Below are 17,181 nucleotides of genomic sequence, written 5' to 3'. Positions count from 1 at the left end.
CACCTCTGCAAGGACAGATCATGTCGCTTCCCCATGCCCGCCCGGCACCCCCTGCGGCTTTCCCCGGTACCCTGCGTCGGCTGGTGCTGGCCTGTGCCCTGGGCAGCGCCAGCCTGTTGCCACTGACTGGCGTTCACGCCGCCGCCCTGGCTGCTGACGCGCCGGCCCTGAGCTTGAACCTGCCGGGTCAGTCCCTGGAAGCCGCAGTGCATGCCCTGGCCCGTGAAGCCGGGGTGGCTATCGCTGCCGACAGCCAATTGCTGGCGGGTCGCAGCGCACCGGCATTGCAGGGCCAGTTCACCTTGCAGCAGGCCTTGCAGCGCGTGCTGGCCAACACTGGCTTGGTCGCCAGTGAAGAGAACGGTGTGATCATCCTGCGCAGCCTGAACAGCGACGGCGCCCTGACCCTCGGTGAGCTGAACATCAATGCCAGCAGCAATCCCGATGGCCTGCCCGAGGCCTACAGTGGCGGCCAGGTCGCCCGCGGCGCACGCTTGGGCATGCTGGGTAATCGCGATGTGATGGAGACACCGTTCAACGTCACTTCCTACACCGCCCAGCACATGGAAAACCAGCAAAGCGGCACGGTTGGCGCGGTGCTGCGCAACGATCCGTCGATCCGCTTCAGCACCGGCGAAGGTCACGCCTACGAGAACTTCATGATCCGTGGCTACTCCCTTGACTCCACCGAGCTTGCGCTAAACGGGTTGTACGGCCTGGCCCCGGATGGCCATGTGCCGACCGAGTTCCTTGAGCGGGTGGAAGTGCTCAAAGGCCCCGGTGCCTTGCTCAATGGCATGGCACCCAACGGCGGTGTCGGCGGGGTGATCAACCTGGTGCCCAAGCGCGCCGGCGAAGCGCCGCTGACCCGCCTGACCAGCAGCTACGTGTCCGACGGTTATGTCGCTGAACACATCGATCTGAGCCGTCGCCTGGGCGACGAGCAACGCTTGGGCATTCGCTTCAACGGTGTATATGGCAGCGGCGAAACCGGCGTCGACCAGCAATCCAAGGACCGCACCCTGGCATCGTTGGGCATGGACTATCGCGGCGACGGCTGGAAGCTTGAACTGGATGCCTATGAGAGCCACGAAAAACTTGAGGACGGCAGCCCGATGATGGCCGGCTTCAGCAAACTGGGCCATGTCACCAAGGCGCCGAAACCGGACACCAACATCCTCGATGGCATTTCCGCCAAGCAAATCAGCAAGGCCGTGGTGCTGCGCGGTGAATACGACCTCAACGACGACTGGACCGCCTACGCCAGCGTCGGCAGCGCCCGCACCCGCTACAAGGGTTTTCTCAACGGCACCCGGGTGATCGTCACCGGTGCCAACGGCGATGCCAGCGGCGAGACCTATAACCAGGCGGGCTACACCCATAGCCTGTCCACCGAAGCCGGGGTGCGTGGCAACTTCGTCACCGGCCCGGTCAACCACCAGGTGGTATTGAGCACCACCTTGCTGCATCAGGACATCGGCCGCGCCGCCACGGTGACCGGCAAGAAGTACGTGACCAACATCTACCATCCGGGCAAGCCGATCATTGCCGGTGACATCGGTTCCAGCGACAAGACCGGCGATAACACCCTGTCCAGCTTCGCCGTCGCCGACACCCTGGGCTTTATCGACGACAAAGTACTGCTGACCCTCGGGGTACGCTCGCAACGAGTGCGGCAGAAGATGAGCAAGCCGGCCTATGACGAGCGCGCCCTGACCCCGGCCCTGGGCCTGGTGCTCAAGCCCTGGGATGCGCCGGTGTCGCTGTACGCCAACTACATCGAGGGCCTGACCCAGGGCGGCATGGTCACCGACCTTGCCGCCGCCAACTACGGCGAGCAGTTCGCCCCGTACAAGGCCAAGCAGATGGAGGCCGGGGTCAAGTGGGACCTGGGCGATTTCACCCACACCCTCAGCGTGTTCCAGATCGAGAAGCCGAGCATGCTCCTGGACCGTGCCAGCAACCGTTACACCGACGATGGCGAGCAGCGTAACCGCGGCGTGGAATGGAACCTGTTCGGCGCGCTGACCCCGAGCGTGCGCCTGCTTGGTGGCGTCACCTACACCCGTGCCGAACTGACTCGCACCGCCGGCGGTACCTTCGATGGCAACACCGCCCGGGGTGTGCCGGCCTGGGCGGCCAACCTCGGCGCCGAATGGGACACCCCCTGGATCCCGGGCCTGACCCTGACCGCACTGGGCATCCACAGCAGCTCGCAGTACCTCGACAGTGCCAACGACCTGAAGATCCCGCAGTGGACCCGCTATGACCTTGGCGGTCGCTACAGCACGCGCATCCTCAGCAAGGATGTAGTGCTGCGTGCAAGCCTTGAGAACGTCGAGAACCGCGCCTACTGGGCCGGGGTGTTCAACGACGGCTATGCCACGGTCAGCGAGCCACGCACGCTGAAACTTTCCGCCAGCATCGACTTCTGAGGTGAACATGCGGACTTTCAGTCAGTGGAGCTGCGCCGTGGCGCTGGCCCTGTGTGTGAGTGGCAACGCGATGGCGAACGCCGACAGGCCCCTGCAACCGGGGCAAACCGTCAGCGCCAGCGTTGCCCAGGGGCAACAACCGGTCTGGAGCTTGCAGCTCAAGGCCGGCGACCTGGTCCAGGGCCGGCTGCAGGGCGATGTCAGCCTGCGCCTGCTCGATGCCCGGGGCCAACCGCTGCGGCTGTTGATCGATGGTCAGGACCAGCCGCGCGAGTTCATCTTCATCGCCGAGCGCGATGGCGCCTACGGCCTGCGTGCCGAGGTGCTGGCCAACCGGCCGCAGGCAACCTACGCGTTGAGTCTGAAACAGGTGATTGCGGCCAGCGAGCAGCAGCGCCGCGCCGTACCGTTGCCGAGCCCGACCCTGCGTGCGCTGCAACAACAGTTGGCCCGGGGGGCGAGCACCGATGCGTTCTGGAAGGCGCGTCAGCAACAGGGCACGCCCATGGTCGAAGCCGTGGCGGACAAGCCGGGCATGAGCCTGGTGACCTTCCTCTGGCGCGGTGCCGAGCACAATGTGCGGGTGTTCGGCGCGCCCTCGGGCAATCACGATGAGCTGCAACGTCTCGGCGACAGTGACGTGTGGTTTCGCAGCTATCTGCTGCCTTCGTCTGCACGCTTGAGCTATCAACTGGCCCCGGACGTACCGGCGTCGGATGATCGGCGGATGATCCTCGCCAGCACCCGGCGTGACCCGCTGAACCCGAACAGCTTTGCTGATGGCAGTGGCGACCCGTACCTGTCGCGCTCGCGCCTGGAACTGCCGGCTGCGCCCGCGCAACCCTGGGTGGCCGAGCGCAAGGATATTGCCCGTGGCAGCCTGGAGCGCAAGGTGCTGAGCAGCACCTTGCTGGGCAACCAACGCGATGTCTACCTGTACCGCCCGGCACAGTGGCAGGCGGGGGCTGAGGGGCAGGGCCTGCTGGTGCTGTTCGATGCGCACGCCTATACGCGCCAGGTGCCGACCCCGACCATTCTCGACAACCTGATCGCCGATGGCTTGATCCCGCCAACCGCGGCCTTGATCATCGCCAACCCCAGCGACCTCAGCCGCCAGCAGGAGCTGCCGCCGAACCCGCAGTTTGCTCGTTTCATGGCTGAAGAACTGATGCCCTGGGCACGCCAGCAAGGCCTGGCGGCAGCGGCGCAGCGCACCGTGGTCGCGGGCTCCAGCTACGGAGGCCTGGCCTCGGCCTACATGGGCCTCAAGCACCCGGAACTGTTCGGCAATGTGCTGAGCCTGTCCGGTTCCTATTGGTGGGGGCAAGAAGGTGAAGAGCCAGGCTGGCTTACCCGCGAGTACGTCAAGGCGCCCAAGCAACCACTGCGCTTCTACTTGCAGTCGGGCTTGTTCGAAGGGCCGAAAATCCTCGACACCAACCGCCATTTGCGTGATGTATTGCTGGCCAAGGGATACCCGGTGGAGCAGGTCGAGTACCCGGCCGGGCATGATTACTTGCAATGGCGGGGCAGCTTGCCGTGTGGCTTGATCAGCTTGATCGGCAAGGCTGCGCAACTGCCGAAAACCTGTCAGCCAGGCTGACAACGGGGCTGCTTTGCAGCCCATCGCCGGCAAGGCCGGCTCCCACAATGGCTCTGCATGCACCGAACTTGTGGGAGCTGGCCTTGCCAGTGCTAGAGCGTTTGTTCCTTGCGACTGCGATTGCGCCACAACCGATACGCCCTGATCCCCGAACGCACCGAACCAAACAGCAAGCCGTTCTCCATCTCCCGTGCGATCCCCGAACGCACCAGCATGCGCAAAAAGCGTCCGCGCGCCCGGGCGATGCCGAAGTAGATACCGCGGGCTTTCAAGGTGTCGCGCACCTCGCGCAGGGCCGCAATGCCGCTGACATCGATCGAGCTGACCGCCTCGGCATCGAACAGCACCGCGCGCGGTTGCTCCTCGCGATGCACCGCCTCGAGCAAACGCATTTTGAAGTAGTCGGCATTGAAAAACAGGATCGCGTCGTCAAAGCGGTACACCACCAGCCCTTGTACCGTGCGCGCCTCCTTGTAGCGGCGGATGTCGACCTGGCCTTCGATGCCCGGCACCCAGCCGAGCACCGCATCGGTGGGCTGGTAGATGCTGTAGAGCAGGCGCAGGATCGCCAGGGTCACGGCGATGATGATGCCCGGCAGCACGCCGACCCCGAGCACGCCGACGGTGGTCAGCACGCACAGCCAGAACTCGAAGCGGCTGAGCGTGTAGATCTTTTTCAGCGATTGCACATCGATCAGACCCCAGCCGGCCATCAGCAGTACCGCGCCCAACGCCGCTTGCGGAATCCACGCCATGGGCGTGGTGAAGGCCAGCAATATCAGGGCGATGACCAGGGCGGCGATGATCCCTACCAACTGGCTTTTGCCGCCGACCATGTCGTTGACCGCGGTACGCGAGTCGGCGCCGCTGATGGCAAAGCCCTGGGAAACCCCGGCGGCAATGTTGGTGACCCCCAGGGCCAGGAACTCATGGTTGGCGTTGATCGCATAACCATGACGGGCAGCAAAGCTGCGGGCGGTAAGCATGGCGCTGCAAAAGCTGACCGTGGCGATACCCAAGGCATCACGCAGCAGGCTTTTCATTTCTTCCAGATTGGTGTGCGGCCAGGCCAGTTCCGGCATGCCGGCCGGCACCGGGCCGAGAACCGCCACGCCAAAACGGTCCAGACCAAACAGCCCGACCACCAGGGTTGCCACCGCCACTGTCACCAGCGCCGCTGGCAGGCGTGGGTAGCGGCGCGGCAGCCAGATCAGCAAGCCCAGCCCGGCGACGCCGATCACCAGGGTCAGCCAGTGGATTTCCCCCAGGCGCTGCAGCAGGTTGATCAGGCTGAGAATGAAGCCGTTGCCCTCGATCTGGAACCCCACCACCTTGCCCAGTTGCCCGGCCAGCAGGCTCAGGCCGATACCGTTGAGGTAACCGATGAGGATCGGCCGCGAGAAAAAACTGGCAATGAACCCGGCCCGCGCCAGCCCGGCACCGATCAGCATCAAACCGACCAGGATGGTGACAATCACCGACAATTGCGCCAGCCGCGCCGGGTCGCCCATGGCCAACGGCGCGATCGCCCCGGCGACCATGGCGCAGGTGGCGGCATCCGGGCCGACCATCAACTGCCGCGAGCTGCCGATCAGGGCATAGACCATCATCGGCAGGATGCATGCATACAAGCCGTACTGCGGCGGCAGGCCGACGATCTGCGCATAGGCAATGGCGATAGGGATCTGGATCGCGGCCACCGACAAGCCGGCCTGCAGGTCATGGCGAAACCATTCACGGCGGTACTGCAACAGATTGGCCAGGCCAGGCAGCCAGCGGGAGAGAAACATGCACGGATCCTTTCGAGTGTTTCGCGGTGGGCTATTAAAGCGCAGCGCGTAGAGCCTGGGCAGGGCGTCAAATCAAAAACACCGCTGTTAAGTCTGGTGCAAGCCGTGGAAAATGCCGCCCGAATATTTGGATCAGTGAATGGAAGCCGATGGAACGCATACTCAATAGCTGGAAAAAACCTGCAGGCCTGCTGTGCCTGGCCTGGTGCTGCACCGCCCAGGGCATGGGCGACATCTTTGGCGATGGCACTGGCAATGTCGATGGCATGCTGACCCTGGGGGCCACGGTGTACGTGCCCTTCATGCTCACCGGGGCAACCACCTTCGGGCCAACCATGGCCTCCGAGGGGACTTCCGACAGCGATGGCAAGCGGGTGCTTGCGCAAGCCCGCGACGATGCCGCGGCGTTCATTGCCAGCGACGGGGCTTACCGGGGTGTCTATCTGCAATCGGCACTGCACTGGTTGCGCAGCAAGGGGCATGCAACAGGGGCAACGGACAGCGAGCTGGCCCAGCAAATACTGGTGTTGGCGGTGGTTGAGGCGAAGGGCAATTAGCAAAATAGCCACCAGGGCGGTGGCCAAGGTCTCAGCTGCGCTGGAACCTGGAAGAAGCTGGAGCGGGTGAAGGGAATCGAACCCTCGTTATCAGCTTGGGAAGCTGGAGTAATGCCATTATACGACACCCGCTTTCAGGGCTGACTTTGTACCAGAACTTCGCCGCGATTTGAAGCTCTTTGTTGCTGCAGAGCCATCGGCCGGTGGCCGCTAGCGCAAGGTCGTGCATCTTCTTTCTGGCCTTTGGGGCCGTTGATGCAGGAGGCTGCGCTACCGGTCACCGTGTCGCTCAGATAGCCAGTGCATGGTGCTCCTGGGTGTAGCTGTAACGGGGACGCGATTCTTTCAGCGCAGGCTTGAGGAAACCCAGCAGCACTTCACGGGTGTCGCGGCAGGCGGCCTTGTGTTCCATGTCGAGGAAATGGCCGGTGGCGCGGATCTCGCGAAAGTGGCTGTTGCGCACATGCTGACCGAACTGGCGGGCATCCTCGGTGGTGGTGTATTCGTCCCACTCGCCATTCATGAACAGTACCGGAATGTCGATCACCCGCGCCGCCCGCAGGGCGTTGCCCAGGTCGTGGTCGAGTACCTGGTTGATGTGAAAGTGCATCTGCGCGTATTCGTGGTTGTCCAGGCTGCTGACGTGCCGGTAGTTGAAGCGCTTGAACAGCGACGGCAGGTGCTTGCCGATGGTGTCGTTGACCAGGTTGCCGACCTGATAACGGTCGCAGGCGCTCAGGTACTGGCAGCCGCGTTCGAGGTAGTCGCGCATCGGTTCGTTGATTACCGGCGAGAACGAACTGACCACCGCCTTTTCGATGCGCCGTGGTTTGTGCGCCAGGGCCAGCAGGGTGCAGGCGCCGCCCCAGGAGAAGGACATGACGTGATCGGCGCCAAAGTGGTCGATCAGCTCCAGAAGGATCTGCCCTTCGGTTTCCTTGGTCAGCAAATGCTCATTGCGGTTGTGGGGCTTGGACTTGCCGGCGTAGGGCTGGTCATACAACACCACGTTGAATTGCGGGTGCAGGTTGCGCACCGTCTGGGCAAAGGAGGCCGTCGTGGCCAGCGAACCATTGATCAGGATGATCGTCTTCTCAGCGGCGTCTGCTCGATAGAACTCCGTGTAAACCCGATACTGACCTTGTATATCAAGCACAGCGATTTCTGGCCTCATGTCGTCGACTCCTGGCGCAAAAAAGGGTGTTCGCACATGCAAGGATGCGCGTTCTTTATGACAGGTAGGCATACGCCTTGAAGAAGCTGAGGGCCCTGGTCGATCCCTGTGGCACGCGGGTCGACCGGTATTGTTCTAGGAGGGCAATCTGCCGGACGCCAATGCTTCGAGGCATGGGTCGCCGGCAAAAAGGTGTCTTGGACTACAACTGTGACTGGTGAGTCACAAGCAGACCGACGATTGGATTCAAGCAGGCACTCAGCCAACCCGCAAGTGCCTTTGGGGTAATTGGCGAAAATTTTCCGCCAGGCGGTCGCAGGCTCAGATTGCCTGGATTTCTTCGGGATAGAGCGCCCGGTACTGGCCGGGCTGCAGGTTCGGGTCCAGTTGCAACGGGCCCATGCGTTCGCGGTGCAGGCGCAGCACCTTGTTGTCGAAGTGGCCGAACATGCGCTTGACCTGGTGGTAGCGCCCCTCGACGATGCTCAGGCGTGCGCTGCACGGGCCCAGTAAGGTCAGTTCGGCGGGCAGGGTGGTGAGGTCTTCGAAGGCGAAGTAGAAACCCTGGCGGAACTTGTCGATGTAGTGTTCGCCAATCTCCTGCTCGGTCTCGACGTAGTAGACCTTGGGCAGTTTGGTCTGTGGCTGGGTCAGGCGCCGCGACCACAGGCCGTCGTTGGTCAGCAGCATCAGCCCGGTGGTGTTGAAGTCCAGGCGCCCGGCGATATGCAGGTCCTGGGTGTCGGGCTGGTCGATCAACTCGATCACGGTGGGGTGCTGCGGGTCCTGGGTGGCACTGACGCAGCCCTGGGGCTTGTGCAGCATCAGGTAGCGCAGCGGGCGCCCGGCCTGCAGCAGTTGCTCGTCGACCTCGATACGGCTGAACTCGCGCACGTCCAAGCGCGGATCGCTGACGCACTGGCCATCCACGCGCACGCGCCGTTCCACCAGCAGCAGGCGAACATGCTGGCGGCTGAAGCAGGGCAGGTTGCTGAGGAATCGATCGAGACGCATACAAAGCCAGGCGCAGGGCGCGACAGTTTAACCTTCGGGCGCGGCCTTGGCTGCCTGCAATTGCGCCTCGACCTTGGCGCAGCGTGGGCACAGGCAGGCCTGGTTGCGCAGCTCGCAGGGCAGGGCTTGGAGCACCTTGGGGTCGATGCTCACGCCATAGCACCAGCAGGCCTGGGCGGCCGTGCGCGGGTCGGCGAGGCTGCAATCGTTGCTGGCGCCACAGGCGGGGCAGCGGCGGGTGTCATTCATGGTCAAGGCTGTTCATGGTCGGATCGGGGCATCTCGCTGCAGACGCGGTTGCGTCCACTCTGTTTGGCCCGGTAAAGGGCATGATCGGCACGGGCGATCAGGCTGTGCAGGGTATCGTCGGCCTGCAGGTTGCTCAAGCCGATACTGGCGGTCAGATGGATCGGCTGCCCGGCATAAGTAAAGGCCAGTGCTTCGGTCTTGCTGCGAATCTTCTCGGCGACGGCCAGGGCGCTGTGGCTGTCGGTGTCCTTGAGCAGCACGATAAATTCCTCACCACCCCAGCGGCAGATGATATCAGCATGGCGCAGGCAGTCTTCCAGCACCTGGGCGAACTGGCACAGTACTTCGTCGCCGGCCAGATGGCCATGGGTGTCATTGAGCGCCTTGAAGTGGTCGAGGTCGATCAGCAGGGCGATCAGCGGCTTGGGTTCGCGCTGGGCTTCCTGCAGCGCTTGCGCGGCCAGCAGGTCGAAGCCGCGGCGGTTGGGCAGGCCGGTGAGGCTGTCGAGGGTGGCCAGGGTTTCGATGTTGTCCTGATGGCGCTTGACCATGGCATTGAGCAGCGACAGCACCACCAGGGTGATCATCGCGCAGATCGCCAGGTTCAGGTACAGCGACTGGCGTATGGCGTCCATGGCGCCGTCTTCGCGCTTGTCAACGAACAGGAACCAGTTCAGCTCCGGTACCAGGCGCACATTGAGGAAATGGCTGTGGCCGTCGCTGCTGCGGTACTCATGACTGCCGCTGACCGGGGTGGGCATCTGCTTGAGCAGGTTGTGCAAACCGTCCAGCTCGGTCAGCGACTGGCCAGACCGGGCGCCATGGGGGCCGCCGCTGGAGCCGGTCAGCACCACGCGGCCATGGCGGTCGACGAAGAACACCCGGCGCTGGTAGCGCTGTTGGTAATCATCGATCAGGCGAATCACCGCTTCGACCGTCAGGCCGATACCGGCAACGCCAATGAACTTGCCGTCGTAGTCGAACACCCGATAGTTGATGAACACCGTGAGGCGATCCTGGTTGGCCATGTCGAGGTCGACGTTGATCTCGTAGGGCGTGTTCAGGGTCAGCACCCGTTGGTACCAGGCATCGCGGGGCGCCTGCGGGTCGATCTTCTTCAGCACGCCCTTGGCCTGGTAGTAGACGCCGGTAGTGTTTGAGACGAAGAACGCCGTGTAGGCGTGGTGCTGACGCATGACCTCGTTCAGGTAGCGGTTCACCTGAGCAGGGTCCCGTTCGCCGGCCAGCGCCCAGTCACGCAGAAAGGTGTCGTGGGCCATCATCGAGGAGACCAGGATCGGCCGCACCAGGTCCTTCTGGATTTCCGAATACACCGTATCGGAGGTCAGCGGCAGTTCGGTGTTGACGATGTTGTCGCGGATCGAGCTACGCGAGGCGAAGTAACTCAGCAGGGACGTCGCCAAAAAGCCGCAGGCGAGCAAGAGCAGTAATGTCAGGATCAGCGAGCGCTGCGAAAACAGGGCGGAACGAGGCGGCATGACATTCCCGGTCTGTGGGCCAATGGCCTTCATTCTAGTGGTCTGGCAGAAAAATAACTTTACGATTTTTAAGGGTATCGGCCTTGTATCAATTTATTGCAGCAATGGCACCGGACCTGTTTTTGGCAGTCTTATTTCATGTCGATGCACGCTTGCCGATCGACGCCGACCAGCGCCGCTGGGATGGGCAGTTTCGCGGTCCAGGAGGCCGCCATGAATCGCCGACTTTTGCTGATTGTAGTGCTGGGTTTGCTGACTACCGCTTGTGTCCCTTATGGAGGTCACGGTTATTACCGCACTGAAATCTATACCGCCGATAGCTACGGCTATCCGGGTTACTACCGGCCGTCCTATCCCTACAATCGTGGTTATTACGTAGCTCCGCAGCCGCGCTACTACGTGGCACCACCCCCGCGTTACTACGCGCCACCACCGCATTACTACCGTCCTGCACCCCACGGCTATTACCGGGAAACTCCGCATAACTACTACAAGCCGTATCCGGGCCGCGGCCATGACCGCTACCGCCAGGGTTCGTCACGCCACGAGCGCAACCGTGACGGCTGGCCGGATCGCAACTGGCGCCGCTGAGGCGCCGTTCAGGCCAGGTCCGCCAAGGGGTGACGTCCTTCCCACGCCTTGCTGAAATGCGCGTCGACCACCGCCGTTGGCACTTGGGCGATATCCGCCCAGTGCCAGCGCGGTTTCTGGTCCTTGTCGATCAGCCGTGCGCGCACCCCTTCGCTGAACTCCGGATGCTGGCAGCAGTTGAGGCTCATGGTGTATTCCATCTGGAACACCTGGGCCAGTGACAGATGGCGGGCGCGCTGGATCTGCTCCCACACCAGGTGTGCAGTCAACGGGCAGCCTTCGAGCATGGTCTGCGCGGCCTTGGCCAACAGCGGGTCGGCGTGGTTGCGCAACTGGGCGATGGCGCGCCAGGCGCACACTGGGTCGGCGACATCGAGCAGGGCGTCGATCTGCTGGCGCCTGGGCAGCCACTGGGGTTCGGGCCGTTCAGCCTGGGCGCCATGCTGCTGCGCCTTGAGCAGGCTGTTGAGCTGCAGGGCGGTCTGCTCCTGCCAGTTCAGTTGCAGCAGGTCATCGAGCAGTTCTTCCTGCTGGCTTTCGCCCAGCAGACGGTTCGCCAGGCCCAGGTCCAGGGCATCGGTGGCGTTGATCGGTGCGCCGGTCAGGCCCAGGAACAAGCCCAGCTTGCCGGGCAAGCGGGACAGGAACCAGCTGCCACCGACATCCGGGTACAGGCCGATGCTGATTTCCGGCATGGCCAGGCGGCTGCTTGGCGTTACCACGCGCACATTGGCGCCTTGCAACAGGCCCATGCCGCCGCCCAGCACGTGGCCATGGCCCCAGCAGATCAGCGGTTTGGGGTAGGTATGCAGGTGGTAATCGAAGCGATACTCGGCGCTAAAGAATTGCGCCGCCAGGGGCGGTACCCGGCCGGGATGGTCGCTGCAGGCCTGGGCCAGGCTGCGCACCTCACCGCCGGCACAAAAGGCTTTGGCGCCACTGCCGCGCAGCAGTACGCAGACGATGTCCGGGTCATCGGCCCAGGCCTTGAGCTGTTCATCGAGTACCTCGATCATTGGCAGCGACAAGGCATTGAGGGTTTGCGGCGCATTGAGCGTGGCGACACCGATGCGCGCGCCGTCGACGCCGGTGAGTTCTTCGCACTGTACTGCAGCCATGGGCGACCTCGTGGTTGATCCGCACAAGTATGGCCGCTGCTGGTGATTTCGGCGGTCGCCGGTCGGATCGATTGACAAGCGCAGGCAGCTTTCCTAGTGTCGCGCCATTGTTTTACGGACCCGACCATGACTGACGACGACCGCATCAAACTTGAACCGAGCTGGAAAGAGGCCCTGCGCGCCGAATTCGACCAGCCCTACATGCACCAGCTGCGCGAATTCCTGCGTGAGGAACACGCCGCCGGCAAAGAGATCTACCCGCCAGGCCCGCTGATTTTCAACGCCCTCAACTCCACGCCGCTGGACCAGGTCAAGGTGGTGATCCTCGGCCAGGACCCGTACCACGGCCCGGGCCAGGCCCATGGCCTGTGCTTCTCGGTGCAGCCGGGGGTGGCGCCGCCGCCGTCGCTGGTGAACATCTACAAAGAGTTGCAGCGTGACCTGAACATCGAGATCCCCAAGCACGGCTGCCTGCAGTCCTGGGCCGAGCAGGGCGTATTGCTGCTCAACACCACCATGACCGTCGAGCGTGCCAATGCCGCGTCCCACGCCAACAGGGGCTGGCAGTTCTTCACCGACCGCATCATCGAGGTGGTCAGCGAACACCAGCCCAACAGCGTATTCCTGCTCTGGGGCGCCCATGCCCAGAGCAAGCAGAAGCTGATCGATGCCACCAAGCACCTGGTGCTCAAGTCGGTGCATCCATCGCCGTTGTCGGCCTACCGGGGCTTTCTCGGTTGTGGGCATTTCAGCCAGGCCAACCGCTTCCTCGAGCAGCGCGGGCTGACCCCGATCGACTGGCGTTTGCCGCCGGTTTGAGGCCGGGTACCTAGCATTTTTGTCAGTTTCGGCCGATTTGAAATAGGCATCTAATACTTCCAGGTTTTCCACGGCAGCCAGCTACAGGCTGGCTGCCACGGTCCTCTTCGCTGGAAGGAACTGTCGCCATGGGCTCGGATGATTCTGATACTGCTGATGATCCGGTAAAACCTCGGGAGCGCTACGCCGCACCGGTCGTTCCGGCCGCCATGGAACTGGCGGACGATGATGTACTGGGGCATTTGGTGCGCAAGGAAGACCAGTTACGTCCACTGGCGATCAGGATCGAGGAGATCTGGGCGGACTACGATACTGCACCTCCGGGCTTTGACACCAAGGTCGAGTTCCTCTGGCGAGGGGTTGTGGTTGAAACATTCACCTTCCCGCAACCGGTCATCCCGGATGATGTTATTCCAGTGGTCTGCACGATGCCGTCGGACTACATGGCGGCGCCGGGCTCTGCGCGGGTCGAATACCGCGTTACGGTAACGGTGAACCCGTCCCTTTCGCACGCAACGCACTTGTTTATCGACAAGCAGGCGCCAAATGGCGACGAGGAAGGTAAGCCCCTGCAATTTGATCAGGAAGTCCTGATCAACGGCGTCACCGAGGATTACCTCAGTCGGCACGACACGGTCGATGCCCGGGTCGTGCCTTGGCCAGATATCAGAGTGGGCGACCTGCTGATGTATTACTGGGAAAAGTTGCCCGTCATTGAAACGGATGAGCAATCCCTCGAACTGCCCTACGCTGGTGAGCTGCGCATTATTGATGTCAACGCTCCGATCATCGTGCAATACGATGCGATGCTGGTCCGTGAGAGCGGTTCAGGCCCGCATAAAGCCTACTATCGCCTGGAAGATCGAACCGGTAACCGCGGGCCAAAGTCCGAGGACCAGGGGCTTGAGGTGGTGCTGGATGAACTGCCGGGCGCCTTGCCTGATCCTCGGGTGCCCAGGTTCGATGCTGATGGGCTGATCGATCTGGAAGACGCCCAGACAGGCGTCGAAGTTCATATTGACGCCATCACCGACGCACAGGCTGGCGATCAGGTTCAGGCCTACTGGCGTGGGCTGCCGCTTCGCTTGATAACCCTATCAGACAATCAGCAATGGCCTTTGAGGGCCCCGGTCAGTTGGGCAATCCTCGCGGCAGGAGGCTTTGCTGCACCTTTTGTTGATCGGGTGCACTACACCTGGCGACGCAGCGGGGCTTTGCTCACATCCGCGACCTTATGGGTTGACGTCGACCTGACAGTGGCCGGCCCGCCTCCCGGTCCGGATCCGGTAAACCCATTGCTGCAACCCGCTGTGGTCAAGGGATTGACTGCAGACAATGTGCTGACCGGTGCCGATGTCGGCCTCGACGCCCACGTCGAGATCCGCCTGTACGACAACCCGCAAACCGGTCAGGTGCTGGAATTGTTCTGGGGGAGCCATCTGCAGGCGGTAGATCGCTACGAGGTGAAGGCTGAGGATGTCGGCGGGCAATTGATCGTGCTGAGCGTTCCTTGGGCGATTATCCATGGGGTCGGCAATTCACCTGCGCTCCCTATGCAGTACACCACCTTCAACGGGGTTAACCGGCAACGGTCGCCCGTAACACCCGTGCGTGTCGAGGTGCGAGTCATCGAAGGCCTGGCGCCCGCCACTTTCCCAGACGCCGATCGAAACCAGTGGATCAACTGCAGCAACCAGCCGTGGCTGGGCGTGCGGGTTGAAATTCCGAAAGACTCGCAATTTCAGGTAGATGACAAAATTACCCTGCACTGGGAAGGCGACTACGGCCAGATAGGCAATAACCCTATTCCCGGGACCCAGGCGAGTTTCGAACATGTGCTGACCCGGGAGGATCTTGAATCCGAGCAGGGTTACATCTTTACCGTGCTGCCCTACGACCCGTTGATCAAGTTGGCAGCACGGGAGGACGGGCGTGGCGGCGGGAATGTCCGTTACCGACTTGATAAGGCTGACGGAAGCGGTGCGGGCAACTCTGGATTAGCGCGCGCGCGACTCTCGGTCCTCGATCTGAGCACGGGTTTGTACTGTGATCCGGAAACTTGAACAGTGTCGTGCATGAGGTTTTGTTCAGCACGGTGAAGTGCTGAGCACCCGTACTTAGGGCGACGTTCTGCTTTGAACAATGTTTGGCTTTGTTACCACTTGGCTGCTGGACGGCAGGGTGGCGGCTGGGCCGACGGTGTGGTGCTGATGGTGTTCCAAATCTATTTATATTTTCAGGAGATACCAAGATGACCAAGTTTGAAGAGACAACCGGTGTGCCGACTGTAAAAGCTAAGACGCGAGCGCCGCAGCCTAGACGTTTTCGGAATTTGTTCAATCCGCCTGTTCCCACTAACACAGAGCAAAATATTGAAGGGGGACAGATTAATTTGCTGCGTACACCGAAAATCCCCGAAGGGCTCAAGGTGGACATTCCGGCTTTTACTACAGTCGGGCCGCCCAGTACGATCGATACGGTAACCGTTTACATTAACGAAAGGCCCGTTCACAGTTTTGAGTTGCCGGTGCCCCATGTGGTCTCGTTTCCCATTCCCGTGACGCTGCAGGATCCGGTGCTTGAGTCTCACGGTGAGAAAATCGTCTACTTTGATGTCGTCAACTCCATAAATCCCAATGATGGGGTTTCGCAAAATCTTACGGTAACAGTAGACAGGCTAGATCCGAATCTTGGCGCTTTTCCAGCGGCCATCATTCTTCCGGCGGATCTGCCGGATGCCACGGTGACGCCTGAGTATCTGGAAGCGCACGACAATCAGTTAGTGTTGCAGATTCCAGACTACCTTGACCCGCAAGTGGGTGACTATTGGGCAATCCTCTTTGGCGATGAGCAGTCGCAACCCAATAAGGGCGGGCTGGTCAGTGAAAGGCCCATCAATGTAGTGCTGACAACAGACGAGTTGCTCCTTGCTGGGCCGGGTACCAAGCAGGTGACCTATATACTGGAAGACCGGGCCGGCAATCCGAGCAAGCTGGCACACCGTCAGCAAGTATTCGTAATCCTCGAGCCAACGCCCATCGACCTGCTACCACCCAGGGTGGATGCAGCGCCCATTGATATTGTCGAGGCACGTGAAGGCGTGCTGATCGAGGTGGATGAATATACCAATGCCCTAGCGGGCGATGAAGTACGTGTGTACTGGAATGATATTTATGTGGATCGAGTCTTCCTGCCGCCAACGCCTAACTGGCCTTTGCCGTTTACTGCATCGTGGGCGACTATTTCCAACGGGGTCGAGGGGACCGCGCATACGGCCAAAGTGCGCTATGAAGTCATCCGCAGCAAAACCTACCCTTCTCCTGTCCTGGACGTGGAAGTTGACCTGGAGTTGATTGGGCCGCCTAACCCGGGCGAGCCCGATCCGGTCAATCCGGAGCTGGATGTTCCGCTCCTGACCTCGTCGACGGGGGAACTGAATCTTCTGCGCCCAGAGGATGCAGGCCAGCCTGCCGACGTCAGTTTTACCCTGTATGATCCTGCGCAAACGGGGGAGGTTATTCGGCTTTACTATGGTCCGGAAAACCTGTTGGTGGCCACCTACACAGTGCTGAGCACAGACACTCCCGGTGATTCGATCCCGTTGCAGATCAGCTGGGACGATATTGTCACGGTCGGCAATGGAACGGACATTCCGCTGTTCTATAAAACTTTTGCCAATGCGACCACCACCAACTTCCAGTCGTCGGGCAGTCAATTGGTGGATGTCAGTGCCATTCCATTGGCAGCGGTCAACGAGCCTGAGTTGAATTTGCTCGGTAACCAAGTGGGTATCAGTTGTTCCGATTTTCCATGGCGAGGTGTTAATGCCAGGATTCTTGATGCTCAACATCTTCAAGTGGGCGACACCATTACTTTGCACTGGCTGGGCCTGGAAGGTTTTACCAATTCGGTGCCTGTCGAAGCGACGCGTTCATCTTTTACACGGGAAGTACTCAATCAAAACGAAGTTGACACTGGGGTAAATCTCATAATCCCATGGATTCCCTGCATGGAACCGCTACGCAGCGGCTTTGTCGAGCTGTATTGGATTCAGGAACGTGGTGGCCAGGCAATTGGCCGTTCTCCAGTGAAGTCTTACTACTACTTTGGCGAACAGGGGACCGGGCTTTGCCCAGGAAGGCCATAAGCTGATTGTTTGATAATGAATGAAGCCGAGCAATGCTCGGCTTCATTTTTTCTATATAGACGCGACACTACCTGTTGATTGCGCCTACTTCTTATGAGGAATATTCCTACATAAGATTCTGTCAGAAGTTTCTATTCTGCGCTCCGAACAAACGGGGCTTGAACTAGCTGGCTCTGTTTAATCCG

The 17,181-nt window shown here is 61.3% G+C and carries 13 protein-coding genes and 1 tRNA gene; 7 read left to right on the top strand and 7 right to left on the bottom strand.

The annotated features are described in order from the left end of the window. Positions 1-20 precede the first annotated feature (20 nt). Positions 21-2,435 carry a TonB-dependent receptor gene (locus tag BV82_RS21470; protein ID WP_036996699.1) on the top strand — a complete coding sequence of 805 codons (2,415 nt, stop codon included), beginning with the start codon at positions 21-23 and terminating at the stop codon, positions 2,433-2,435. Positions 2,436-2,442: 7 nt separating this feature from the next. Next, on the top strand, positions 2,443-4,038 hold the full coding sequence (fes, locus tag BV82_RS21465) for an enterochelin esterase (RefSeq protein ID WP_237716719.1): 1,596 nt from the start codon (positions 2,443-2,445) through the stop codon (positions 4,036-4,038). Positions 4,039-4,130: 92 nt separating this feature from the next. Here fes and BV82_RS21460 read toward each other — a convergent pair whose 3' ends face one another. Continuing rightward, positions 4,131-5,828 (bottom strand): SulP family inorganic anion transporter, encoded by a 1,698-nt coding sequence (locus tag BV82_RS21460; RefSeq protein WP_036996698.1) that lies wholly within the window; start codon positions 5,826-5,828, stop codon positions 4,131-4,133. Positions 5,829-5,977: 149 nt separating this feature from the next. Here BV82_RS21460 and BV82_RS21455 point away from each other — a divergent pair, with 149 nt between their 5' ends. Further along, positions 5,978-6,385, top strand: a complete 408-nt coding sequence (locus BV82_RS21455; protein WP_232531767.1) for a DUF2388 domain-containing protein — start codon at positions 5,978-5,980, stop codon at positions 6,383-6,385. A 58-nt stretch (positions 6,386-6,443) separates the two neighbouring features. On the opposite strand, the gene BV82_RS21450 is transcribed toward BV82_RS21455, so the two are convergent. From BV82_RS21450 to BV82_RS21430, 5 genes are all read right to left on the bottom strand, one after another. Then, a tRNA-Gly gene (locus BV82_RS21450) sits at positions 6,444-6,517 on the bottom strand. Between the two features lie 157 nt (positions 6,518-6,674). Then, positions 6,675-7,559, bottom strand: coding sequence for an alpha/beta fold hydrolase (locus BV82_RS21445; RefSeq protein WP_010220948.1), 885 nt, complete (start codon positions 7,557-7,559; stop codon positions 6,675-6,677). 321 nt (positions 7,560-7,880) lie between these two features. After that, on the bottom strand, positions 7,881-8,573 hold the full coding sequence (locus BV82_RS21440; protein WP_036996696.1) for a pseudouridine synthase: 693 nt from the start codon (positions 8,571-8,573) through the stop codon (positions 7,881-7,883). Positions 8,574-8,600: 27 nt separating this feature from the next. Next, complete coding sequence (locus tag BV82_RS21435; protein ID WP_010220950.1) at positions 8,601-8,822, bottom strand: cysteine-rich CWC family protein; 222 nt, start codon at positions 8,820-8,822, stop codon at positions 8,601-8,603. A gap of 2 nt (positions 8,823-8,824) precedes the next feature. After that, on the bottom strand, positions 8,825-10,321 hold the full coding sequence (locus tag BV82_RS21430; RefSeq protein WP_026001186.1) for a sensor domain-containing diguanylate cyclase: 1,497 nt from the start codon (positions 10,319-10,321) through the stop codon (positions 8,825-8,827). 213 nt (positions 10,322-10,534) lie between these two features. Here BV82_RS21430 and BV82_RS21425 point away from each other — a divergent pair, with 213 nt between their 5' ends. Beyond that, the gene (locus tag BV82_RS21425; RefSeq protein WP_010220952.1) at positions 10,535-10,912 is read left to right on the top strand and encodes a hypothetical protein; all 378 of its coding nucleotides are present in this window, start codon (positions 10,535-10,537) and stop codon (positions 10,910-10,912) included. A gap of 8 nt (positions 10,913-10,920) precedes the next feature. Here BV82_RS21425 and BV82_RS21420 read toward each other — a convergent pair whose 3' ends face one another. Continuing rightward, complete coding sequence (locus tag BV82_RS21420; RefSeq protein ID WP_036996694.1) at positions 10,921-12,030, bottom strand: enoyl-CoA hydratase/isomerase family protein; 1,110 nt, start codon at positions 12,028-12,030, stop codon at positions 10,921-10,923. A 126-nt stretch (positions 12,031-12,156) separates the two neighbouring features. On the opposite strand from BV82_RS21420, the gene ung reads away from it, so the two are divergent. The 3 genes from ung to BV82_RS21405 all read left to right on the top strand — a co-directional run bounded on the left by ung (position 12,157) and on the right by BV82_RS21405 (position 16,996). Then, entirely contained in the window at positions 12,157-12,849 is a 693-nt protein-coding gene (gene ung, locus BV82_RS21415) for a uracil-DNA glycosylase (protein WP_010220954.1), read from the top strand. A gap of 128 nt (positions 12,850-12,977) precedes the next feature. Continuing rightward, the gene (locus BV82_RS21410) at positions 12,978-14,912 is read left to right on the top strand and encodes a hypothetical protein (protein ID WP_036996691.1); all 1,935 of its coding nucleotides are present in this window, start codon (positions 12,978-12,980) and stop codon (positions 14,910-14,912) included. A gap of 188 nt (positions 14,913-15,100) precedes the next feature. Next, positions 15,101-16,996, top strand: a complete 1,896-nt coding sequence (locus tag BV82_RS21405; protein WP_036996689.1) for a hypothetical protein — start codon at positions 15,101-15,103, stop codon at positions 16,994-16,996. Positions 16,997-17,181: the final 185 nt, after the last annotated feature.

This window comes from Pseudomonas donghuensis (assembly GCF_000696345.2).
In the GTDB taxonomy this organism is placed as follows: domain Bacteria; phylum Pseudomonadota; class Gammaproteobacteria; order Pseudomonadales; family Pseudomonadaceae; genus Aquipseudomonas; species Aquipseudomonas donghuensis.
This window is presented reverse-complemented; position numbering and strand designations above follow the sequence as displayed.